The sequence below is a fragment of the Candidatus Devosia phytovorans genome, from assembly GCA_029202405.1.
GTDB lineage: Bacteria > Pseudomonadota > Alphaproteobacteria > Rhizobiales > Devosiaceae > Devosia > Devosia phytovorans.
Map to the genome: position 1 here is coordinate 2,681,767 of CP119312.1, position 22,552 is coordinate 2,704,318.

General features: G+C 63.2%; 23 protein-coding genes. 9 read left to right on the top strand and 14 right to left on the bottom strand.

Annotated features, from left to right (window positions below):
* Positions 1-65: 65 nt before the first annotated feature.
* The 3 genes from P0Y65_13260 to P0Y65_13270 are packed head-to-tail and all read left to right on the top strand — an operon-like array spanning position 66 to position 3,398.
* A complete protein-coding gene (locus P0Y65_13260) occupies positions 66-1,019 on the top strand; it encodes an ABC transporter permease (GenBank protein WEK03168.1) in 954 nt (317 codons plus the stop codon).
* Positions 1,016-1,855, top strand: a complete 840-nt coding sequence (locus tag P0Y65_13265) for an ABC transporter permease (GenBank protein WEK03169.1) — start codon at positions 1,016-1,018, stop codon at positions 1,853-1,855. The genes P0Y65_13260 and P0Y65_13265 overlap by 4 nt, the downstream gene beginning before the upstream one ends.
* Entirely contained in the window at positions 1,842-3,398 is a 1,557-nt protein-coding gene (locus P0Y65_13270; protein ID WEK03170.1) for an ABC transporter ATP-binding protein, read from the top strand. The genes P0Y65_13265 and P0Y65_13270 overlap by 14 nt, the downstream gene beginning before the upstream one ends.
* Before the next feature lie 60 nt (positions 3,399-3,458).
* On the opposite strand, the gene P0Y65_13275 is transcribed toward P0Y65_13270, so the two are convergent.
* From P0Y65_13275 to P0Y65_13315, 9 genes are all read right to left on the bottom strand, one after another.
* Entirely contained in the window at positions 3,459-4,421 is a 963-nt protein-coding gene (locus P0Y65_13275; protein WEK06798.1) for a tripartite tricarboxylate transporter substrate binding protein, read from the bottom strand.
* Positions 4,422-4,571: 150 nt separating this feature from the next.
* Positions 4,572-6,242 carry an alpha-glucosidase family protein gene (locus P0Y65_13280; GenBank protein ID WEK03171.1) on the bottom strand — a complete coding sequence of 557 codons (1,671 nt, stop codon included), beginning with the start codon at positions 6,240-6,242 and terminating at the stop codon, positions 4,572-4,574.
* 58 nt (positions 6,243-6,300) lie between these two features.
* Entirely contained in the window at positions 6,301-6,957 is a 657-nt protein-coding gene (locus P0Y65_13285; protein WEK03172.1) for a UPF0149 family protein, read from the bottom strand.
* 112 nt (positions 6,958-7,069) lie between these two features.
* A complete protein-coding gene (locus tag P0Y65_13290) occupies positions 7,070-7,297 on the bottom strand; it encodes a hypothetical protein (protein WEK03173.1) in 228 nt (75 codons plus the stop codon).
* Between the two features lie 56 nt (positions 7,298-7,353).
* The gene (locus P0Y65_13295) at positions 7,354-8,433 is read right to left on the bottom strand and encodes an Mrp/NBP35 family ATP-binding protein (GenBank protein WEK03174.1); all 1,080 of its coding nucleotides are present in this window, start codon (positions 8,431-8,433) and stop codon (positions 7,354-7,356) included.
* Between the two features lie 157 nt (positions 8,434-8,590).
* Entirely contained in the window at positions 8,591-9,244 is a 654-nt protein-coding gene (gene fsa / locus P0Y65_13300) for a fructose-6-phosphate aldolase (GenBank protein WEK03175.1), read from the bottom strand.
* A gap of 73 nt (positions 9,245-9,317) precedes the next feature.
* The gene (locus tag P0Y65_13305; protein WEK03176.1) at positions 9,318-10,502 is read right to left on the bottom strand and encodes an aspartate/tyrosine/aromatic aminotransferase; all 1,185 of its coding nucleotides are present in this window, start codon (positions 10,500-10,502) and stop codon (positions 9,318-9,320) included.
* Positions 10,503-10,573: 71 nt separating this feature from the next.
* Complete coding sequence (locus P0Y65_13310; protein ID WEK03177.1) at positions 10,574-11,503, bottom strand: FAD-binding protein; 930 nt, start codon at positions 11,501-11,503, stop codon at positions 10,574-10,576.
* On the bottom strand, positions 11,503-12,261 hold the full coding sequence (locus P0Y65_13315) for an electron transfer flavoprotein subunit beta/FixA family protein (GenBank protein WEK03178.1): 759 nt from the start codon (positions 12,259-12,261) through the stop codon (positions 11,503-11,505). The genes P0Y65_13310 and P0Y65_13315 overlap by 1 nt, the downstream gene beginning before the upstream one ends.
* 414 nt (positions 12,262-12,675) lie before the next feature.
* Between P0Y65_13315 and P0Y65_13320 the strand changes: the two genes are divergently transcribed.
* Genes P0Y65_13320 through P0Y65_13330 form a run of 3 tightly spaced genes read left to right on the top strand, consistent with a single transcriptional unit; the run spans position 12,676 to position 15,229 of the window.
* Positions 12,676-13,845: a M20 family metallopeptidase gene (locus tag P0Y65_13320; GenBank protein WEK03179.1), complete on the top strand. Its 1,170-nt coding sequence runs from the start codon at positions 12,676-12,678 to the stop codon at positions 13,843-13,845.
* Between the two features lie 9 nt (positions 13,846-13,854).
* Complete coding sequence (locus tag P0Y65_13325; GenBank protein WEK03180.1) at positions 13,855-14,952, top strand: AbrB family transcriptional regulator; 1,098 nt, start codon at positions 13,855-13,857, stop codon at positions 14,950-14,952.
* A 1-nt stretch (position 14,953) separates the two neighbouring features.
* Positions 14,954-15,229, top strand: coding sequence for a hypothetical protein (locus P0Y65_13330; GenBank protein WEK03181.1), 276 nt, complete (start codon positions 14,954-14,956; stop codon positions 15,227-15,229).
* Positions 15,230-15,297: 68 nt separating this feature from the next.
* Here P0Y65_13330 and P0Y65_13335 read toward each other — a convergent pair whose 3' ends face one another.
* Positions 15,298-16,929 carry an alpha-glucosidase family protein gene (locus tag P0Y65_13335; protein WEK03182.1) on the bottom strand — a complete coding sequence of 544 codons (1,632 nt, stop codon included), beginning with the start codon at positions 16,927-16,929 and terminating at the stop codon, positions 15,298-15,300.
* Positions 16,930-17,070: 141 nt separating this feature from the next.
* Here P0Y65_13335 and P0Y65_13340 point away from each other — a divergent pair, with 141 nt between their 5' ends.
* Positions 17,071-17,409 (top strand): cupin domain-containing protein, encoded by a 339-nt coding sequence (locus P0Y65_13340; protein WEK03183.1) that lies wholly within the window; start codon positions 17,071-17,073, stop codon positions 17,407-17,409.
* A gap of 2 nt (positions 17,410-17,411) precedes the next feature.
* Here P0Y65_13340 and P0Y65_13345 read toward each other — a convergent pair whose 3' ends face one another.
* The 3 genes from P0Y65_13345 to P0Y65_13355 are packed head-to-tail and all read right to left on the bottom strand — an operon-like array spanning position 17,412 to position 19,035.
* On the bottom strand, positions 17,412-17,780 hold the full coding sequence (locus P0Y65_13345) for a DUF1801 domain-containing protein (protein ID WEK03184.1): 369 nt from the start codon (positions 17,778-17,780) through the stop codon (positions 17,412-17,414).
* Positions 17,777-18,100 carry an antibiotic biosynthesis monooxygenase gene (locus P0Y65_13350; GenBank protein ID WEK03185.1) on the bottom strand — a complete coding sequence of 108 codons (324 nt, stop codon included), beginning with the start codon at positions 18,098-18,100 and terminating at the stop codon, positions 17,777-17,779. The genes P0Y65_13345 and P0Y65_13350 overlap by 4 nt, the downstream gene beginning before the upstream one ends.
* Positions 18,101-18,102: 2 nt before the next feature.
* Positions 18,103-19,035: a 2-hydroxyacid dehydrogenase gene (locus tag P0Y65_13355; GenBank protein ID WEK03186.1), complete on the bottom strand. Its 933-nt coding sequence runs from the start codon at positions 19,033-19,035 to the stop codon at positions 18,103-18,105.
* A gap of 137 nt (positions 19,036-19,172) precedes the next feature.
* Here P0Y65_13355 and P0Y65_13360 point away from each other — a divergent pair, with 137 nt between their 5' ends.
* Entirely contained in the window at positions 19,173-20,594 is a 1,422-nt protein-coding gene (locus tag P0Y65_13360) for a circularly permuted type 2 ATP-grasp protein (GenBank protein ID WEK03187.1), read from the top strand.
* A 2-nt stretch (positions 20,595-20,596) separates the two neighbouring features.
* Positions 20,597-21,541: an alpha-E domain-containing protein gene (locus P0Y65_13365; GenBank protein WEK03188.1), complete on the top strand. Its 945-nt coding sequence runs from the start codon at positions 20,597-20,599 to the stop codon at positions 21,539-21,541.
* A gap of 186 nt (positions 21,542-21,727) precedes the next feature.
* Here the strand turns inward: P0Y65_13365 and blaOXA are convergent, their stop codons facing one another.
* Positions 21,728-22,531: a class D beta-lactamase gene (gene blaOXA, locus P0Y65_13370; GenBank protein ID WEK03189.1), complete on the bottom strand. Its 804-nt coding sequence runs from the start codon at positions 22,529-22,531 to the stop codon at positions 21,728-21,730.
* Between the last annotated feature and the right edge of the window lie 21 nt (positions 22,532-22,552).

Consider the following 22,552-nt stretch of genomic DNA (forward strand, 5'->3'; position numbering starts at 1 on the left):
GCTTTCCTCCCTTCCCCCCGTGCGGGACGGAGTGAAGGCGCGGGTCTTTTATATTTGCCGAGCCCATGATCCTTTTTGCCCTCCGACGCTTTGCCGGCTTTGCCGTGACGCTGCTGGCTGCAGCCTTCGTCATTTTCTGGCTGCTCGACCTGCTGCCGGGCGATCCGGCACAATTCATTCTCGGGGTCAATGCGACACCGGACTCGGTGGCGCGGCTGCGGTTGCAGATGGGCCTTGATGCGCCGGGCTATGAGCGGTTCCTCGGCTGGATCTGGGGCATGCTGCAGGGCGACTTCGGCATGAGCTATACCCAGCGGGCACCGGTGGCCGAGCTGATCTGGGGCCGGCTGGGCGTGACGCTGCCGCTGGCGGTGTTTGCGATGGTGATCTCAGTGGTTATCGGGCTGCCGCTCGGCATCCTCGCGGCGCGCAAGCGCGGCAAGGCGCTGGATACGGGTGTAATGGTGCTGGCGCAGACCGGCATCGCCATTCCCAATTTCTGGTTCGGCATGCTGCTGACCCTGGTCTTTGCCGTCAGCCTGCGCTGGTTGCCGCCCGGCGGCTTTACGCCATGGAGCGAAAACCTTGGGCTGGCGCTGCGCGGACTGGTGCTGCCCAGCCTTGCCCTGGCCTTGCCGCAGGCGTCGATCCTCGCCCGCGTGATGCGGACGGCGCTGGTCGATGTGACCGGGCAGGACTATATCCGCACCGCGCGTGCCAAGGGGCTGACCACGGGCGAGGCGGTGTGGCGGCATGGCGTGCGCAATGCGCTGCTGCCGGTGCTGACAATCCTGGGGCTGCAATTTGCCTATCTGGTGGCCGGCACGATCGTGGTCGAAAATGTGTTCTACCTGCCGGGTATCGGCCGGCTGATCTTCACCGCCATTTCCGAGCGGGACCTGGTGCTGGTGCGCGGCGCCACGGTCATCCTGATCTTGGTTGTCACGGCAACCATGCTGGTGACCGACATTGCCTATGCGCTGGTCGATCCGCGCCTGCGGGAGCGGAGCGGATCATGAGACGACTGTTTGCCCATCCAAGCCTTGCCATCGGGCTGATTGCCACCGTGATCTTCGTGGCGCTGGGCGTGCTGTCGCTGGTCTGGACGCCCTTCCCCATCGCGCAGATCGATGTGGCGCGGCGTTTCCTGGCGCCTGGAACAGAGCATTGGCTGGGCACGGATAATCTGGGGCGCGACATGGCCTCGCTGATCATGGCCGGCACCTGGACCAGTTTCCTGGTCGCCGCGATTGCAGTGGTGATCGGCGTCGGTATCGGCGTGCCACTGGGTCTTGCGGCTGCCGCATGGGGCGGACCGGTGGAATGGCTGGTGCTGCGCCTGTCGGATTTCATCTTCGCCTTCCCGGCGGTGATCGTGGCCATCCTGATCACCACGCTGATCGGACCGGGCGCGACCAATGCCATCATCGCCATCGGCATTTTCAACATTCCGGTGTTTGCCCGCGTGGCGCGGGGCGGAGCGCTCAGCATTGCCACGCTGGATTTCGTGGCGGCCGGGCGCTTGGCCGGGCTCAACAATGCCATGATCGCCTGGCGGCACCTGCTTCCCAATATCGTGAGCCTTCTCATCGTTCAGGGCACGATCCAGATGTCGCTGGGGATCCTGGCCGAAGCGGGCCTCTCCTATATCGGGTTGGGCACGCAACCACCGGCGACAAGCCTCGGCTTGATGCTGCGCGATGCGCAGGGGCTGTTCCTGATCCATCCGTGGCTGTCGGTGGTGCCGGGCCTCGCCATCGTGCTGATCGTCATCGCGCTCAACATTGCTGGCGACGGGTTGCGTGATGCGATCGACCCCAGACTGAAGCAGGGAAGTTCCAATGGCCTTGCTTGATGTATCGGGGCTCAGCATTGCCTTTGGCAGCAATGCGGTCGTTTCCGGCCTGAGCTTTGCCATAGAGCGCAGCGAGCGCTTCGGCATCATCGGCGAGAGTGGCTCGGGCAAGACCCTGACGTCGCTGGCCATTGCCGGCCTCCTGCCGGAGGGCGCAAAGGTCAGCGGTTCGATCATGCTGGACGAGACGCCCCTGCCCGCCTCGGAAAAGGCAATGGCGCGGCTGCGCGGCAAACGCATCGGCATGGTGTTCCAGGAGCCGATGACAGCGCTCAACCCGTTGATGCGGGTCAGTGAGCAGATTGCCGAGGCGATTGACCTCAATCTAAGTGGGCCGGCGCGGAGCGTGGTGCCAAACCTTCTTGCCGAGGTCGGCCTCGAGCCGCGGCATGGTCATCGCTTTCCGCATCAATTGTCGGGTGGACAGCGCCAGCGCGTGATGATCGCCATGGCGCTGGCGAGCCAGCCGGACCTGCTGATTGCCGACGAGCCGACCTCGGCGCTCGATCTCATCACCCAGCGCAAGGTGCTCGACCTGATTGCCGAAATCTGCAGCCGGAGGCAGATGGCGCTGCTGTTCATCAGCCATGACCTCAAGGCGGTGGCGCGGCTGTGCACGCGGGTGGCAGTGATGCATCGCGGCAAGCTGGTGGAGACGGGGCCAGCGGCGGAGGTTTTCGCTTCGCCCAAGCAGGCTTATACGCAAAAGCTGGTTGCGGCATCGCGCTTTGACCTGCGGCCGGCAAAGGGACGGCGCCTGGGCGAAACGCTGTTGTCGGTGGAGGGTATCAGCCGCGACTACAAGCAGGGTGGCATGCTGCTGTGGGCAGAAAAGCCGTTGCGGGCGGTCGATGACGTCGGGTTCGAAATCGCGCGGGGCGAATGCCTGGCGCTGGTCGGACCGTCGGGCTGCGGCAAGAGCACGTTGGCGCGGATCGTGGTCGGGTTGGATCGGGCCACGGCAGGCCAGATGCAGCTCGACGGCGTGCGCTATCATGGCTCAGATTTGCCCAAGGGGTTGCGCCGGGATCTGTCGCTGGTCTTCCAGGATCCGTTCGGCAGCTTCAACCCGCGCCTCAGCATTGGCGCCTCGCTGGCGGAGCCGTTGCGGTTGGAAGCTGGACTCGATAGCGCGGCCGTCAAGGCGCGGCTGGTCGAGGCGGTCGAGGCCGTGGGTCTCGATGCGGGCATGCTGGAGCGCTATCCGCATGAATTTTCCGGCGGGCAGCGGCAACGCCTCGCCATTGCGCGGGCGCTGGTGACGCGGCCGAAACTATTGGTGCTGGACGAGCCGGTATCGGCGCTGGATGTGTCGGTGCGCGGGGAAGTGCTGGCGCTGCTGTCGCGGCTGCAGGTGGAGTTTTCGCTGACCTATCTCATCATCAGCCATGACCTCGACATGGTGGCGGCGATGGCCGACCGGGTGCTGGTGATGGAGGCCGGGAAGATCATCGAGGAAGGCCGGCCGGAGCAGATCTTTGCGGCGCCGCAGCAGAAGCTGACGCGCGACCTAATGGCCGCGCGCCTGCCGGATATCGGTTAGACTAGTAGTCGCGTTCTCGAAGCGTAAAACCGGTAGCCACTTTTACTGAGAACGCTCCAGCTATTGTACCGTCACGCCCGCTTCGGCGATCACCGGCGCCCAGCGGGCGACTTCTTCGGCAACGTGGGTGGCGAGCTCCTCGGAGGACGACGCAACGACCACCGCGCCCACTTCGGCGAGGCGCGCCGCCACGGCCGGGTCGCTGACGGCGGCGACGGCGGCCTGGTTGAGCTTGGCGACCACTTCGGGTGGCGTGCCGGCTGGGGCGAAGAGCGCGTTCCAGGTGTTGGTTTCGTAGCCGGGGACGCCAGCTTCATCCATTGTCGGCACATCGGGGAAGCTGGCCGCGCGTTCGAGCGTGGTTACAGCGAGCGGCCGCAGGGTGCCCGCCTTCATGTGTTCGGTGGCCGAGGGCAGATTGTCGAAGATGATCGGCACAGCGCCCGAGAGGGCATCGACAAGGGCCGGGCCCGAGCCCTGATAGGGCACGTGAACCATGTCGGTCCCGGTCATGGACTTGAACAATTCGCCCGAGAGATGCAGCGGCGTGCCATTGCCCGAGGAGGCATAGGCGTGGGTTTCCGGCTCGGCCTTGAGCTTGGCGATCAGTTCCTCGACATTGCTGGCGGGGAAGTCTGGATTGACCAGCAGGACATTGGGCACGGTGACGAGCAGCGAGATGGGCTCGAAATCGGCCGAGGGATCGAAGGGTGGGGTCGCATAGAGCGAGGCACTGAGGGCGTGGGTGGCGATGGTGCCCATGAGAATGGTGTAGCCATCGGGCGGGGCATCGGCGACAGCCGTGGCGCCGAGCACGCCGCCGGCGCCGGCCTGGTTGACCACGAGAACCTGCTGGCCCAGTTGCTGGCTCATGGCCTCGGCAACGACGCGTCCGACGAGATCGGTGGAGCCACCGGCCGCAAAGGGCACGACAAGATTGATCGGCTGGTTGGGGAAATCCTGCGCCTGAACAGGCGCTGCGAGAACAAAAACCCCGGCGATGGCCAGGGCAGTCCATGTCATCTTCATCGTGTGTATCCTCCCAGATAACAGGGAGGGAAGTGATGAATGTGGTTTTGGTTCCATCGGGGCGGGAAGGACAGCTCCACACACTCGATGTCACCCCGGCTCAAGGCCGGGATGACACCGAGAGTTTGGCTGCGCCTTACCTCGTCAAAGCGTGCCGATGTAGGCGCCGAAGGGTTCCAGCAGGAGCTTGCCGCTTGCGGGCGTCGCCGTGACGCCGGGGCAGCCGGCGTCGGTCGGGGTGAGGTCCGACGGCAGGGTGAATTCGGCCTCGGTCTCGCCCATGTTGAAGACGCAGAGCAGGCGCTCGGTGCCGTCGCTGCGGATGAAGGCGAGGACATTGCCTTCGGCGGGGACCAGCTCGATCGTGCCCTTGCCCAGAGCCGGATGAGCGCGGCGGAACTGCAGCACGGCGCGATAGAATTCGAGGACGGAGCCCTCGACATTGTGCTGGGTGTCGACGGCATGGGTCAGGTGTTCGGCGGGAACGGGCAGCCAGGTGCGTTCGGCGGTCGAGAAGGCGCCGTTGCGGACGTGGGTCTGCCAGACCATGGGCGTGCGGCAGCCGTCGCGGCCCTTGAACTCGGGCCAGAACTCGATGCCATAGGGATCGACCAGGTCGGAAAAGGACAACTCGGCTTCCTTGAGGCCCAGTTCCTCGCCCTGATAGAGGCAGACCGAGCCGCGCATGGCAAGGATCAGCGTGGCGGCGAGGCGGGTGAAGGCAGCTTCCTGGCCGTGGCTGGCCCAGCGGCTGACATGGCGGACCACGTCGTGGTTGGAAAAGGCGAGGCAGATCCAGCCATCGGGGGCGCCGGCTTCGGTGGCGGCAATCGACTTGCGGAAATGATCGGCGGAGAATTCGCCGCCCAGATAGTCGAAGGTATAGGCCATGTGCAGGCGGTCATCGCCCGAGGTGTATTGGGCCATGATCTCGAGCTGGTGCTGGCTGTCGCCGATTTCACCGACGGTGGTCTTGCCGGGATATTCGTCCATCAGGGCGCGCAGGCGCTTGAGGAAATCGAGGTTCTCCGGGCGGGACTTGTCGTAGAGGTGCTCCTGGAAATTATAGGGATTCACCGCGGGGGCGGTCGAGGCGTTGAAGTCCTCGGCCTTGACCACGGGGTTGGATTCGAGGCCCGTGGAGTGGAAGTAGAAATTCACCGTATCGAGGCGGAAGCCGTCGACGCCGCGCTCGAGCCAGAAGCGCATGTCGCCGAGCAGGGCGTCCTGCACGTCGGGATTGTGGAAGTTGAGGTCGGGCTGGGAAACGAGGAAATTGTGCAGATAATATTGCATGCGCCGGCTGTCCCACTGCCAGGCGGAGCCGCCGAAGATGGAGAGCCAGTTGTTGGGCGGGGTGCCGTCAGGCTTGGGATCGGCCCAGACATACCAGTCGGCACGGGCATTGGTGCGGTTCTGCCGGCTTTCGGCGAACCAGGCATGCTTGTCAGATGAGTGGGAAATCACCTGATCGATGATGACCTTGAGGCCCAGCGAATGGGCCTTCTGCACGAGGCGATCAAAGTCCTCCAGCGTGCCGAAGCTGGGGTCGATGCCGCGATAGTCGGAGACGTCGTAGCCGAAATCCTTCATCGGCGAGGTAAAGACGGGTGACAGCCAGATGGCGTCGACCCCGAGGTCGGCGACGTAGTCGAGGCGGCTGGTGATGCCGACGAGATCGCCGACGCCATCGCCATTCTGGTCCTGGAAGGAGCGCGGATAGATCTGGTAGATCACCGCGCCGCGCCACCAGTCATTGTCGATTGCGGTCTGGTCGGCCGGTTTCGGCTCGGTCATCAGGGGCGAGGCAGTCATGGCAGCTCCGGACGTTAAGGAAGGAAATGTGTGGCGCCGCCGTGCGGCAGCACTAAGGTCAGCCGGCGCCGTGGCACTTCTTGTATTTGAGGCCGGAGCCGCAGGGGCATGGATCGTTGCGGCCAACGGCGGCGCTGCGGATCGGGGCTTGCGCCGCACTGCGATGGGCCTCGAACAGGGTGACGACGATTTCGGGAATGAGGTGGGGCGCATCCTGCTGCAGCCGGATCATCTCGGGATCGCTGGCGTCTTCCTCGCTGATCGCCGGATCGCTGGCAGCGAGCAGCGACATGATGGCATAGGCGGCTTCCTGGGCGCGGGATTCCTTGCGGCTTTGCAGCAGGCTTTCCCAGGATGGCAGGTCGAGGCTGATGGCAGCCTCGAAGCCGGCGATCCAGACTTCCCACAGCACGCCTTCGTCCTCGTCGAGTTCGTAGAGCGGTTCGTAGCGGCCCTCGGCGAGTTCGGCCGATATCTCGCCAAAGCGCGCCATGACGGCATCGGTCAGCGCGGAGCGGTCGGCGGTCTCGTCGGCGCCTTCGACGCCGGACCAGACCATGGGCAGGAACGCCTCTGGCGAGAAGACCTGCGGGCTGACGGCAATGCCGCAGAGATAGCCATCGAGCTCGCTGAGCATCATGCCGCCTTCGCCCAGATCGGTCAGCAGCCCATCGAGGCGCTGATGATCGGCGGACAGTTCTTCGAAGTCTTCCATGGGGCATTCCACTCGCTGGCAATTGAGCCCTATGCCTGCCCAAGCCGGCAGGCAATTGCAAGGGGTGAGCGCATGTTATGGTCGCCGACCCATCCGGGCTGCCAAGCAGGGGCTAAGCCAGCTTGTTGAACTTGTTCTGCAATTGCGTGAGCTTGGACATGCGGGCCTTCATGTCGGCCTGCGCCTTGCTGCGAACGCCCATTTCAGCGACCTGGACCTGAGTGTTGGTCGTGTTCGAAATGTTGTTGCGCATGGCGGTGTTGATGGTGTTGAGCCGTGAGAGGCCCTCATCCACGATGGCGCGGCGCTTTGTACGTTGGCTCGCGAGCGTGCCGTACATCGATGTTTTCTTGATCACTCCCATGGCTTTGAGCGTGATCGGAAGTGATTAAAATTTTATGATTTGAGGGTGGGATAGCGGGTCAGCATGCTGCGAGCAAGCTGGCGATATGCCTGGGCTTCGCTGCCGTCGGGCTCGGATACGACCGGCGGGCGACCCGCGTCGCTGCCTTCGCGGATCGACATGACCAGCGGGACCGCACCGAGGAAGGGGATGCCGAGGTCGGCGGCGGCCCGTTCGGCGCCACCAGTGCCGAAGATGTCGTAGCGGGTGCCGGTGTCGGGGGCGATGAAGTAACTCATGTTTTCGATGAGGCCGAGGATGGGCACACCGAAGCGCGGCAGCATGTCGATGGCCTTCTTGGCATCGATCAGCGCGAGGTCCTGCGGGGTCGAGACGATGATGACGCCATCGACCTCGGCCTGCTGGAAGAGCGAGATATGGATGTCGCCGGTGCCGGGCGGCAGGTCGATGACGAGGATATCGAGCTGACCCCAATCGGTTTCGCGCAGCAGCTGGCGCAGGGCGGAGGTTGCCATGGGGCCGCGCCAGACCACCGCCTGATCCTTGACCAGCATGGAGCCGATGGACATGGCCTTGAGGCCATAGGCGTCGTGGGGCGTGAAGATGCCGTCGTCGCGAATGGCGGGCTGGCCTTCAAGGCCGAGGAGTTTGGGGATGGACGGGCCGTAGAGGTCGGCGTCCAGTATACCGGTCTTGAAGCCTTCGGCCTGAAGGGCGAGGGCGATGTTGACGGCCGTGGTCGATTTGCCGACGCCGCCCTTGCCGGAACCAACGGCGATGATGTGCTTGATGCCGGGCACGGGAGTTTTGCCGGCCGGGACGGGCTTGCCGTGGGAGAAGGTCGGGCCGGATTTGGGCGGTGCCTTGCCGCCGGTCAGCGACACCATGATCTTGCGGGTGCCGGCGAGGTTTTGTGCGACGGCGGCCGCCTGTTCGCGGGCGGGACCGAAGGCGGCTTCCATGCCCGGAGCGACGGCAATGGCGAAAGCCACGGCGCCGGGGGTGACGATGATATCGGAAAGGCCCGCATAGCCGGCCAAATCACCGCCGCCGGGGATTTCCACGGCGGCAAGAGCGGATTTGATGGCGGCGGCGAGTTCGGTATCGGCCATTCTCGGCTTTCGGATTGCTACGATGGGTCAACGACCACCGTGTCATCCCGGCCCTGAGCCGGGATCCATCCCGGAATGAAACCGCGCACCACCATCTCAGGATGGGCCCCGGCTCAAGGCCGGGGTGACACCGCGTTTGTTGCGACTTCAGAGCAGACTAGAGGATCGACTGGCCGGTGGCGGCCCAATCCTTGAGGAAGCCTTCGATGCCGGCATTGGTCAGCGGATGATCGGCCAGCTTGCGGATGACGGCAGGCGGGATCGTCGCCACATCGGCACCGGCCAGCGCGACCTGGGTCACGTGGTTGGGGGTGCGGATCGAGGCAGCCAGGATTTCGGTGTCGAAAGCATAGTTGTCGTAGATCTGGCGGATGTTTTCGATCAGCTCGACGCCGTCGAGGTTGATGTCATCGAGGCGACCGAGGAAGGGCGAAATGAAGGTTGCGCCAGCCTTGGCAGCCAGCAGTGCCTGGTTGGCCGAGAAGCAGAGCGTGACATTGGTCTTGATGCCGCGATCCTTGAAGGTCTTGGTGGCCTTGAGGCCATTGAGCGTCAGCGGCAGCTTGACCACGACGTTTTCGGCGATCTTGGCGAGGACTTCGCCTTCGGCGATCATGCCGTCATATTCGAGGCTGGCCACCTCGGCCGAAACCGGACCGGGAACGATGTCGCAGATTTCCTTGACGACTTCCTTGAAATCGCGGCCGGACTTGGCGATCAGCGAGGGATTGGTGGTGACGCCATCGAGGAGACCAGCTTCATGGAGCTCCTTGATGTCCTTGATTTCTGCAGTATCGACGAAGAACTTCATGGTTCCCTCCTGAGTGGCTTTTGGGCAAAAGATGTAGCACGGCAAGGCTTTGCCGCAAGGAGATTGATGGCCGCTATTTGATGGCGGCCAGCAGGGCATCGGCCAGATCGCCAATGCGATCTTCCGGTATGCCGGCGACATTGATGCGACTATCGCCGATCATATAGATGCCGTTCTCGGCTTTTAGATGTTCGACGACGGAATTTTCGAGGCCGAGCAGCGAGAACATGCCGCGATGGCTGGCGATGAAGTCGAAATCTTCGGAATTGGACTTCTGGCGGATCGCTTCGCTCAGCTTTTCGCGCAGGCGGATCATGCGATCGCGCATCTCATTGAGTTCGGCCTCCCATTCGGCGCGCAGGTCCTTGTCCTCAAGGATGGTGCGGATGATTTCGGCGCCATGATCGGGTGGCTGGCTATAGGAGCCGCGGATGATGTTGAGCAGCTGCGACTGGGTGACGTCGGCCTGATTGGTGTCGCGGGCGACGATGATGGCGGCGCCGATACGTTCGCGGTATAGGCCGAAATTCTTGGAGCCGGAGAAGGCGACCAGGGCTTCGGGCACGGCAGAGAGGATCTTGCGCGTGCCATAGGCGTCGGGCTCGATGCCATCGCCGAAGCCGAGATAGGCCAGGTCGATGAAGGGCAGCGCGCCCGTGCGCAGCAGGGACTGGGTGACTTCATCCCATTGCTCGGGCGTAAGATTTGCGCCGGTCGGGTTGTGGCAGCAGCCATGCAGCAGCACGACGTCGTCCTTGCCCAGCTTGTCGAGCGCAGCCAGCATGGCGTCGAACTTCACGCCGCGGGTCTCGGTATCGAAATAGGGATACTTTTCGACCTTGAGGCCCGAGTTTTCGGCAATCGGGTAGTGGTTGGGCCAGGTCGGATCGGAGACCCAGACGGTGGCACCGGGGCGGGCGCGATTGACCAGCTGCATCAGCACCCAGAGCGAACCGGTGCCGCCCGGAGCCTGGGCAATGCGGACGCGGGAGCGGTCAACGCTATCGGCCAGGGCGAGATCGAGAACGGCGGCACCGAAACCCTTGTTGCCGGCTATCCCCAGGTAAGTCTTGGTTTTTTCGTTTTCGAGAATGCGCTGCTCGGCCTTGCGGACGGCGGACATGACGGCGGTTACGCCCTTTTCGTCCTTGTAGACGCCGACGCCCAGGTCGATCTTGGTGGAGCGCGGGTCAGCCGCGTATTCGCCCATGAGCGCCAGGATCTTGTCGCCGGGGGCCGTGGAAAGGGTCTCGAACATGATGGGGGTCGTTCCGGTGGGAAGGCGGGGTTGTTATAGGCCGGGGCCAGATTTTTGCAATTGCAAAGCGATCAGCGTTTGACGCCGGTCTTGTCGAGCTCGCTCAGCAATTGTGGAATGATTTCAAAGAGATCACCGATCAGGGCAACATCGGCCAGCTTGACCAGCGGCGCCTCGGGATCGGTATTGATGGCGACGATCTTCTTGGCGCCCTGGATGCCGGCTAGATGCTGCAGCGCGCCGGAAATGCCAATGGCGATATAGAGATCGGGGGCGATGATCTTGCCGGTCTGGCCGACCTGCCAGTCATTGGGGGCGTAGCCCGCGTCGACGGCGGCGCGGGTGGCGCCGATGGCAGCCCCGAGTTTTTTGGCCAGTTGCTCGATGAGCTGGAAGTTCTCGGCCGAGCCGAGGGCGACGCCACCGCCGACGACGATCTGGGCCGTGGCGAGATCGGGCGTGTCGCTTTGCGTGCGATGGGCGGCGATCAGGCGGGCAACAGAAACCACTGACGTATCAATGGTTTCGATCGGGGCAGCATTGCCGGTGGCCGCAGCGCGGAAAGCCGAGGCGCGGATGGTGAGGACGTGCTTGGCCTGGTTGTCGGTGACGGTCTGCAGCGCATTGCCGGCGTAGATGGGACGGGTAAAGCGGTTGGGACCGAGCACTTCGACCACGTCGGTGACGGGCATGATGTCGAGCTTTGCGGCGAGGCGCGGCATGACATCCTTGCCACCAGAACCGGCACTCGCGACCACATAATGATAACGGACTGCTAACGTTGAGAGTAGCGTTTCGAGGCTATCGGCTACAGGCGAGCCAGAGGCTGTCAAAACCCTGCTCACGCCCGCGAGCTGCGCGGCGGCTGCCGCGATCGGGGCAGGATTCTCGGCGACGACCAGAAGGTCGATCGGTCCGAGGGTGCTAACGGCATGCACGACACGTGCCGTGGCGGGAGAGAGCTGGCCGAGATCGTGATCGGCGATAACGAGCACGCTCATCACAGCGCCTCCATCTGCGAGACTTCAGCGGCGATATAGGCGGCGAGTTCCGTGGTCGAGCCCAGGGTCTTGCCGGCCGCGCGTTCGGCGGGCGGGGAGACCTTATCGATGATAAGGCGCGGGGTCAGGTCGACGCCGAATTCGGCGGCGGGGCGGACGGCCAGCGGCTTGGAGCGGGCCTTCATCACCATGGGGAGCGCGGCGTTGCGTGGGGTGTTGAGGCGCAGGTCGGCGGTGACCACGGCGGGGAGCGGGATGGCAATGGTCTCGCGGCCGCTATCGATCTCGCGGGTGACTTCGAGTTCGGCGCCAATGACCTTGATCTCCGAGGCGAAGGTGGCCTGGGGGCGATTGGTCAGGGCCGCCAGCATCTGGCCGGTGTGATTGCTGTCGTCGTCCACGGCCTGCTTGCCGAGGAGGACGATATCGGGGTTTTCCTCTTCGACGACCTTGGCCAGCAGCTTGGCGATGGCAAGGGTTTCGAGGTCGGCATCGGTCTCTACGAGGATGCCGCGATGGGCGCCCATGGCGAGAGCGGTGAGGATGACGTCATTGGCCGTCTTGGGGCCGATGGAGACGATGACGATCTCGTCACCGTGGCCAGCCTCGGAGAGTTGCACGGCGGCTTCCACCGCATGCTTGCAGAATGGGTTCATCGACATGCGAACGCCGGTGGTTTCCACACCAGAGCCATCGGGACGGACCCGGATGCGGACGTTGTGATCAACGACCCGCTTGATGGCGACGAGGATTTTCATGGCAGCACCTCCGGCAATTGGCGGTGTCATGACAAAATCGGCCGAACGGGGCAAGCCGCGCGGAGGGAATTTTGGGCTAGTGGGCTGGAGATTGTTGGAAAAGGCGTGCGGGGCCGCGCTTACTGCGCGGTGGCCCGCCACAGACGCGGTGTCACCCCGGCCTTGAGCCGGGTCCTATCCCGAGATCGCGTCACGGCCGCCGGATGGCAGTGACAACGACCTTACGGCAGAACAGACATCTCGAGATGGGTCCCGGCTCAAGGCCGGGATGACATCGAGTTTGTTGACGCTTCAAGGAAGCTCGATACCATCGCGTTTGTTGACGCTTCAGGGAAGCTCGATACCAAGGAGTGAGGTTGACCTTCCCCCTTGGGACAGCGACACTGACGCGAATAGACTTTTCCGGACCTTCTTATGCCCGTCATCAATCGCATTGCCGAGTTTCACGACGAAATCGCCGCCTGGCGGCAGGATTTCCATGCCAATCCCGAAATCCTTTATGACGTTGTGCGGACGGCGGGGATTGTCGAAAGCAAGCTGGCTGAATTTGGCGTCGACGAGGTGGTGACCGGGATCGGGCGCACGGGCGTGGTGGGCATCATCAATGGCCGGACGAACACCAGCGGCCGCACAATCGGGCTGCGCGCCGACATGGATGCGCTGCCGGTGACGGAAAAGACCGGCAAGAACTATGCCTCAACAGTCGACGGCAAGATGCATGCCTGTGGGCATGACGGGCATACGGCCATGCTGCTGGGCGCGGCGAAATACCTGGCCGAGACGCGCAATTTCGATGGGCGGATCGCGCTGATCTTCCAGCCAGCGGAAGAAGGCGGCGCGGGCGGCAAGGCCATGCTGAGCGACGGGCTGATAGAGAAATTTTCGATCGACGAATTCTACGGCATGCACAATTGGCCGGGCATGCCGGCCGGCGACTTCGGCATCCGGGTCGGCGGCATCATGGCGGCGACCGACCGCTTCTATATCGACATTACCGGTGTTGGCGGGCATGCGGCGCGGCCGCAGACGACGGTGGACCCGGTGGTGGTGGCGGCGAACATGATCGTGGGCCTACAGTCGATCGTGTCGCGCAATGTGGACCCGCTGCAGAGCGCGGTGCTGTCGGTGACCATGGTCGAGGCCGGCGAGGCGGACAATGTGATCTCGCGCACGGCCAAGATCACTGGCACGGTGCGCACCCTCGATCGCGAGGTGCAGGACCTTATCGAGCAGCGGCTGGAAGACTTCGTGCCGCAGTTTGCCAAAAGTTTTGGCGCGGAGGCAGTCTGCCGTTATGCGCGCGGCTATCCGGTAACGGTCAATACGCCGGAGCAGACCGATTTTGCCGCCGCAGTGGCGCGGGATGTCGTGGGGCAGGATCGCGTCGATGCCGATGCGCCGCCGTCGATGGGCGGCGAGGACTTTTCCTTCATGCTGGAAGAGCGGCCGGGCGCCTATATTTTCCTCGGCAATGGGGACAGTTCCGAGCTGCACACGGATACGTATGATTTCAATGACGAGGTCATTCCGGTGGGGGTGACCTATTGGGTGCGGCTGGCGGAAAAGGCTCTTCCTATCGGCTGACCCCAAGTGTTGTCCTTCAAGCCAAATCGAGCCCGGATCGATGAGCTCCTTCCGACCCTGATCACCATTGCCATTGCCGCTCTGGGCGGGGGCATTGCAACCTTGCTTGCCCTGCCGGCTGGGTGGTTGATGGGTGGGGCGCTGGCGGTGACCGGAGCGGCCATGGCCGGGGTCAAGGTCGGGATTCCGGACTGGCTGCGCAATGTGATCTTTGTGCTGATCGGCATGTCGATGGGCGCGAGCGTGGCGCCGGACAGTCTGACGCTGATTGCCAGCTGGCCGATCAGCCTGGCCGGGCTAGTGGTTGAGCTGGTGCTGATCATTTCGCTGACCGGCTGGATGCTGGTCAAAGTGTTCAAGCTCGATGCGGGCACGGCCTATATGAGCTCGTTTCCGGGGCATCTGTCGTTTGTCATGGGCATTGCCGCTTCGGGCGTGGGCGATGCGCGCCAGATCGTCATCATCCAGGTGATCCGCATCCTGATGCTGACGATTGCCGTGCCAATCGGGGCGACGGTACTGCCGATCGAGCATTTTACGCCCCCTGCCCCGACCTCCTATCTCGACATCTGGCAATTGCTGGCCCTGGCGGCGGGATGCGTGGTGGTGGGCGTGATCTTTGTGAAGCTCAAGGTGCCGGCCGGTTTCGTGCTGGGCGCCATGGCGGCGGCAACCGCGGCAAAGCTGGGCGGGCTTTATGTGGAGGCCATTCCGGCGCCTCTAACGCTTGTTGCCTTTGTTCTGACAGGGGCGCTGATCGGCTCGCGCTTTGCCGGGATCACGCGCCAGGAGTTCATGACGGCGGCCAAGGGCGGGTTGATCGCCACGGCGATGACGGTGGGGATCGTGACGCTGGTGACCTGGGTGGTCAGCCTCTTCGTCGACATGCCGTTCGGTCAGATCTGGCTGGGCCTGTCGCCGGGCGCGCTCGAGGGCATGGGTGCCTTGGGCATTGCGCTGGGGTATGATACGGCCTTCATCGCAGCGCATCATGTGATCCGGCTCTTGCTTTTGAGCTTTGCCATTCCCACTGTTGTGGTGTTGATCCGGCGGCGCGAGGCCGCCACAATTGCCAGACAGACTGCGCCGCGGATTCCGGAGAACTGAAATGATCAAGACGATTGCACTGGCCCTGACCGCTACGGCGCTGATGGCTGCGCCTGCAATGGCTGCGGCGGCATGCTCGGGCAGCTTTGCGCTGGACAAGGAATATTACACCGAGGCCCAGATCAACGATTATAACGAAGACCTGCTGCGCAGCCGCGGAGTCGACGTGGTCCGCGCCGAACAGTGGGGCGGTTGCATCCGCGCCTTCGTGCGGACCGCCGATGGCCGCGAAGAGATGCAGTTTTTCGAGCCGCTGAACCTGCGCCGCGTTCAGTAGGCCGTTCTACCGTTTGAATTGAAGCCGGGAGGCGCTGGGGACAGCGCTTCCCGGCTTTGTCTTGTGCGCTATTTGAGCGTGAGCTTCTGCCCGGCCGAGACGGGAATGAAGGCGTAGCCACTGGCAGCGAGCGTCAGGGTCGCAGCATCGAGCGTGGTGTTTTGCGAGACCGGTTCGAGCGTGATGTCCTGGAGTCCGGAGACGGTCAGGGACTGCGGCTCGGCGGAGAGATTGAAGACGCAGAGGAGAGCCTCATTGCCCAAGGTGCGGGTGAAGGCGAGGACGGGCTCGGCGGCCTTGATGAAGGCGATATCGCCGGTCTGCAGGGCTGGGTGGGCTTTGCGCCAGGCGAGGATCGACCGGTAGAAGGCGAGCGTCGACGTGTCGTCTACATTCTGGCTGGCGACATTGAGCTGTGACTGGGCCGGCTTGACCGGAAGCCAGGGGGTGCCGGTGGTAAAGCCATTGGGTGCTTCGCCTGCATCCCAAGGAATGGGCGTGCGGCAGCCGTCGCGGCCTTTGTCCTCGGGCCAGAAGCGGATGCCGCGCGGGTCGGTCAGTTCCTCGAACAGCAGGTCGGTTTCGGGCAGGCCAAGCTCTTCGCCCTGATAGAGGCAGACCGAGCCCTTGAGCGAGAGGACGAGCGCGGCCGACTGGCGGGCGAGGCCGGCGGCACTGGCGCTGTGCTTGAGCCAGCGCGTCATGTGGCGCGGCACGTCGTGGTTGGAAAAGCTCCAGCAGGGCCAGCCGTCGGGGCCGACCTTGAAGAAGGTTTCGATGCGCTCGCGGAAATGGGCGGCGGTGAAATCGTCGCCGAGGAAGTCGAAGCCATAGCACATGTGCAGCGTATCGCCGCCGGAGGTATATTCGGCCATCAACTGAACGGACTTGTGGCTGTCGCCGACTTCGCCGACCGAGGTCGTGCCGGGGAATTCATCGAGCAGGGTGCGGACGCGCTTCAGGAAATCGAGATTTTCCGGCTGGCTCTTGGAGTATTTGTGCTCCTGCATGTCATAGGGATTGACCGCATAGGGGAGATGTTCGTCGCGCTTGTTGGGCGGATTGGAGCGCAGCTTTTTATCGTGGAAATAGTAGTTCACCGTATCGAGGCGGAAGCCGTCGATGCCACGCTCGAGCCAGAAGCGCATGACGTCGAGCACGGCCTGCTGCACGTCCGGATTGTGGAAATTGAGGTCGGGCTGGGAGGCGAGGAAATTGTGCAGGTAATATTGCCCGCGCGTCGGATTCCACTCCCAGGCGCGGCCGCCAAAGACGGCGGGCCAATTGTTGGGCGGCGAGCCATCGGGCAGCGGATCGGCCCAGACATACCAGTCTGACTTGGCATTGGTGCGGTTGAGGCGGCTTTCCTGGAACCAGGGATGGAGATCGGATGTGTGGCTCACGACCTGATCCATGATGACCTTGAGGCCGCGATCATGGGACTGGGCGACGAGGCTGTCGAAATCATGCAGCGAGCCGAAGAGCGGATCGACGTCGCGATAGTCCGAGACGTCATAGCCCATGTCGGCCTGTGGACTGCGGGTGATGGGAGACAGCCAGATGCAGTCGACGCCGAGGCTGGCAATGTGATCGAGCCGGCGGATAATGCCGGGCAGATCGCCAACGCCATCGCCATTGCTGTCCTGAAACGAGCGCGGATAGACCTGATAGATCACTCCGCCGCGCCACCATTCGGTCATGCTGTTCTCCCTAGTTGTCCGTCGAGGCTATCGGAGCGCAACGTAGAAGCAAATCATGGCGTTGCGCAGACAAGGGATGCGCATGTCGAAATGATGCAGGTTGGCTCGTCGGAGGAATGAAACCAGCTACAGGAGGAAGACATGGTGCATATCCTGCGGGCGAGCGACAGGCCGGCGTCCAGGAGCCGGACGGTGCGCTTCGAAGGCGACCAGTATGGCACCGGCATCTCGTTCTTTTCCGTCGACAATGATCCGGGGCAAGGCCCTGCCCTGCATGTCCATCCCTATCCCGAGACCTGGATCGTCAAGTCAGGCCGGGCAGAGATCGTGGCCGGTGACGAGCGTTTTGAAGTCGGGCCAAATGACATCGGCGTGGTGCCCGTCAATGTGCCGCACAAATTCACCAATCTGGGGCCGGAACGGCTGGTGATGTTTTGCGTGCACGCGGCGGGGACCATGGTGCAGACGGACCTGGAATAGGGCTATTTTGCCTTTTTGGCGCGATTGAAGGCTACGGCGCGCTGGACGAGGGCGATCAGGGCCTTCTCGTCCAGCGTGTCACTTTCGAAAATATCGATGGCCTTCCAGACCTTGCCATTGCCGTTGTTGAAGAGGCGATCGGGGTCGTCGAGGCTGGCGCCCCTGGCTAAGGTCAGCTTGACCTTGCCGGCATGGGCATTGCCAACGGCGAGTTGCCCGTCGCATTCCCAGACCGGGCTGCCCTTGTATTTGAAATGCTCGGTGACGCCGGGATCGGCGGCAAGGAAAGCCTTTCGCACCCGGGACAGCATGGGGCCGCGCCAGTCGGCGAGCGCGGCGATATAGGCGTCGATCTGTTCGGACGGGGTCATGGCTGGAGCTCCCGGGCGGCGAGCAAGATGGGATCGACGTCGACGAGGCGCAGGTTGCGCACCATGGCCGCGGTTCCGATCTTGTATTTGACGAAATGCGGCGTCTGGATGTGGGCCTCATAGGCCTCGCGCGAGGCGTAAAGTTCGAGGAGGCGGAGCTGGTGCGGCGCATGCTTGAGGGCTACGGCGTTCAGCATCAGTACGCCCGGCTCCATTGCCAAGGACGTGGTGATTTCTTCCGTCAGCAGGTCCAGGTAGGGACCAAGCTGATCGGGGTCGATCTCCAGTTCGGCAATGCGGGCCAGCCGGGTGTCGGACACGATCACACCACGGCGCTGAGCAGCGGATCGCCGGCGAAGTGGGCGTCGAGGTTTTTGACCAAAAGAGCGCCCATGGCGTCGCGGGTTTCGGGCGTGGCGCTGGCGTGGTGCGGATTGAGCACGACATTGTCGAGGGCGAAGAAGCCCTCGGGCACCTTGGGCTCGTCGAGGAAGACGTCGAGCGCGGCGCCGCCGAGGCCGCCCGATTGCAGGAGGTCGAGCATGGCGGTTTCATCCACCAGCGTGCCGCGGGCGACGTTGACGAGACGGCCATCGGGACCGAGGGCTTCAAGCACCTGGCGACTGACGATGCCTTCCGTCGACTTGCCGCCGGGCGCGACGACCACCATCCAGTCGCTGTCGCGGGCCATGTCCTCGAGGTTGTCGTAATAGATATGGGGCACGTTGGCCTGGCGGTGGCGGCCGTAATAGACCACGCGCATCTTGAGGGCCTGGGCGCGGGCGGCGATTTCCTTGCCGATGCGGCCCAGACCGAGGATGCCCACGGTCTTGCCGGTGAGTTCGGTGGAGAGGCCGAAGCTGCCATTGCCGGCCCATTTGCCGTCGCGCACGAATTTGTCGGCCAGAACGATGCGGCGGCCCAGCGCCAGCATAAGGCCGATGGCGAGGTCAGCGACGGCGTCGTTGAGCACGTCCGGTGTGTTGGTGACGCGGATGTCGCGGGCCTTGGCCGCCTTGGTGTCGATATTGTCGTAGCCGACGCCGAAATTGGCGATGATTTCGAGATTGGGCAGGACGTCCATCAGGGCGGCATCGACGGCACCACCGGCGATGGCGCGGATGCGGCTGCCATTGGCCGCGAGCCAAGCTTTGGGATCAGCCTCTTCGTGCAGCTTGTGGACAGTATAGCGCTCGGCGAGGGATTTCTCGCAGCTGGCCAGCAGCTTGCCGGTCTGGATGATTTCGATGGTCACGGGGATTCTCCTCTTTTGCGGTTAGCTTAGAGGGTGAGGCCATGACTGCAAGCCCTGTCGAAAGGGCATGGACGCAACGCAATAAAAGTGTAGCAATGTGAGGGCGATGGGTAGCCGTATCAGATTTTCGGAGCAGAATGGGCGACGCTAAGCCTTTTGACGAAATGTACAATTCGGACGGGACCGTCCGCGAACCCTATCGTGTGCTGGCCCAGTGGCTGGAGGAGCAGAAGGGCAAGGCGCTGAACCTGATGCAGGCGGACGCCGAGGCCATTTTCCGCAAGCTGGGCATTACCTTTGCTGTCTATGGCTCGGACGAGGGCACCGAAAAGGTCATTCCCTTCGACGTCATTCCCCGCATCATTGCGGCGCAGGAGTGGAAAGAGCTGTCGCGGGGCATCGAGCAGCGCGTCAAGGCGCTCAATGCGTTCCTGCATGACATCTATCACGACCAGAATATCCTCAAGGAAGGGATCGTTCCGAGCGATCTGATCCTCAAGAATGCGGCCTTCTGCCCGCAGATGATGGGGGTCAATCCGGCGCGCAATGTCTATGCCCATATCATCGGCGTCGATATCGTGCGCGTCGGGCCCGACCAGTTCTATGTGCTGGAAGACAATCTGCGCACGCCGTCGGGGGTCAGCTATATGCTGGAAGACCGCGAGGCGATGATGATGCTGGCGCCGGACCTGTTCCAGCGCATCAAGGTGGCGCCGGTCGATACCTATGCGGAAAACCTGCGAGCGACGCTGGAAAGCGTGGCGCCGGAAGGGACCAAGGGCACGCCCAATATCGTCGTGCTGACCCCCGGCATCTTCAACTCGGCCTATTTCGAGCATTCCTTCCTCGCCGACCAGATGGGCGCGACGCTGTGCGAGGGACCGGACCTCTTCGTCGAGGACGGCAAGGTGTTCATGCGGACGACGCTGGGGCCGGAGCGGGTCGATGTGATCTATCGCCGGATCGATGATGCCTATCTCGACCCAAAAGTCTTCCGGCCGGATTCGATGCTGGGCGTGCCGGGGCTGTTCGACGCCTATGCCAAGGGCAATGTGACGCTGGTCAATGCGCCGGGCACGGGCATTGCCGATGACAAGGCGGTCTATACCTATGTGCCGGAGATCGTGCAGTTCTACCTGGGCGAGAAGGCACTGCTGGAGAATGTGCCGACCTATAATTGCACCGACGAAGACCAGCGCGCCTATGTGCTCGACAATATCGCGGACCTGGTGGTCAAGGAAGTGCACGGCTCGGGCGGCTATGGGATGATGGTGGGCCCCACCGCGAGCAAGGCCATGCATCGCGAATTCAAGAAGAAGATCCTGGCGCGGCCGGACAATTACATCGTGCAGCCGACGCTGGCGCTCTCCACCTGCCCAACCTTTGTCAATTCGGGCATTGCGCCAAGGCATGTGGACCTCAGGCCCTATGTGCTGATCGGGGATGAAGTGCGGATCACGCCGGGCGGGCTGACGCGCGTGGCGCTCAAGAAGGGATCGCTGGTGGTGAACTCGTCGCAGGGCGGCGGGACCAAGGATACGTGGGTGCTTGAAGAATGACGATGTTAGGTAGAACCGCCCAGCATCTGTTCTGGCTCTCGCGCTATGTGGAGCGGGCGGAGAATATGGCTCGCCTGCTGGAAGTGGGCTATCGCATGAGCCTGACCAGCCGCCGCGAGGGCGGGGAGAGCGAACACCTGGTCTCGATGATGCAGGCCGCCGAAGTCGACGAGGAATGGGCCAAGAAAGAGCGCGTAGCCGATGTCGAGACGGTGACGCAATTCATGCTGTTCGACGCCAGCAATCCGAGCTCGGTGCATTCCTGCCTGATGGCGGCGCGCAACAATGCGCGTACCGTGCGCACGGCGATTACCAGCGACATGTGGGAAACGCTCAATGGCGCGTGGTTGACCTTTTCCCAGCTCAAGCCGCGTGACGTGCGCGGGGCCAAGCTGCTGGGCGTTCTGGAATGGATCAAGCAGATCAGCCATGAATTCCGCGGCGCCTTCCAGGGCACGCTGCTGCGCGACGATGGCTATGCGTTCCTGCAGGCGGGCGGGCTGATCGAGCGGGCCGACAATACAGCGCGCATCCTCGACATGAAATATTACGTGCTGCTGCCGCAGGCCAAGATGGTGGGCGGGGACCTCGACATCCAGCAATGGACGCTGATCCTGCGCGCGGCCTCGGCGCATCGCAGCTATCGGCATGTCTATCACGAGGGCTACAAGGCGCAGAATATCGCCGACTTTTTGATCCTGCGGCCGGAAATGCCGCGCTCGCTGATCTATTGCGCGCGCTTTATCGAAACGCAGGTGGAGGCGCTGGCCAAGTTCTATGGCGGCGAGAAGGACTGCGACAGTGCCGCCGCGGAGCTGCGCAAGATGGTCGAGGGGACGACGATGGAAACCATCTTCGCCCATGGACTGCATGAATTTTTGACCGAGTTCATCGAGCGCAACAACAGGCTGACCAACAGCCTGTCGGAGAGTTACAACTTCTACTGAGGGGTAAGACCTCTTCAACTTCCGCATACGGGATGTCATCCCGGCCTTGAGCCGGGACCCATCCTGAGATGCCTGCCATTGCCAGGTGGGCTTTTTGATCCACCATCTAGCGGCTTGCGACACGATCTCGGGATGGGCCCCGGCTCAAGGCCGGGGTGACACCGAGTGTGTGGATACGTCTGTTCTTCACTTCTCGGCCCCGATCAATTCCGGCCACTCCGCGAGAAATTCGTCCCGGGCGCGCAGGCCGGCCGAGATGGATTGGCGCTGTTCGTCCTGGATCAGGCGGACGAAGACCAGGGTGTGGTCGTCCTTGCGGGCGAGGCCGACATACCAGCCCCAGCCGCGGGCGCGGTCAAAGCTTCTGTCGGCGTTACGCGGGAAGGCAGACCCTGTCTTGCCGAGCACCTGCCAGCCATCGGCGGTTTCGCGCTGCTGCAGGATGGAGAGGGTGGTTTCGGTGGCGTACCGGGAGACCGGCAGTTGGCCGGCGACGAAGCGCGTCATGAAGGTGAGCTGCTGGCGCGGGGTGAGCTGGAGCGATGAGCTGATCCAGCTGCGCTCGAGGCCATTGTCTTGGCCGGGATCGCCGGAGAAATCGGCATTGCCATAATCAAAGGCGGTGGCGTAGTCGGCCAGCTTCGCGGCGCCGAGTTCGCTGGCGATATATTGCGAGTACCAGACGACGGAATAGTCCATCCAGCGCAGCGGCGTGGTGGTCTGGCGCCAGTCATCGCCGCCCCAGTCGGCGTAGCCTTCCACAAAGGGCAGCGCAGGGTTCTGAGCATCGGTCAGGATGCCGGAATCGAAGCCCATGGCTGCCAGCGGGACCTTGAAGGTCGAGGCGGGCGTGGTGGGTGTGTCGCAACCGGCGCCCTGCTCCACAAGGATCTCGCCGGTGCGGGCGTCGGCGATCAGGGTGCAGAGCGTGGCGGCCTGGGCGGGAATGGCAAAAAACGACAGGGCAAGAACGGCAAAGACGCGACGCATGACAACTCGATAGTTAGCTAT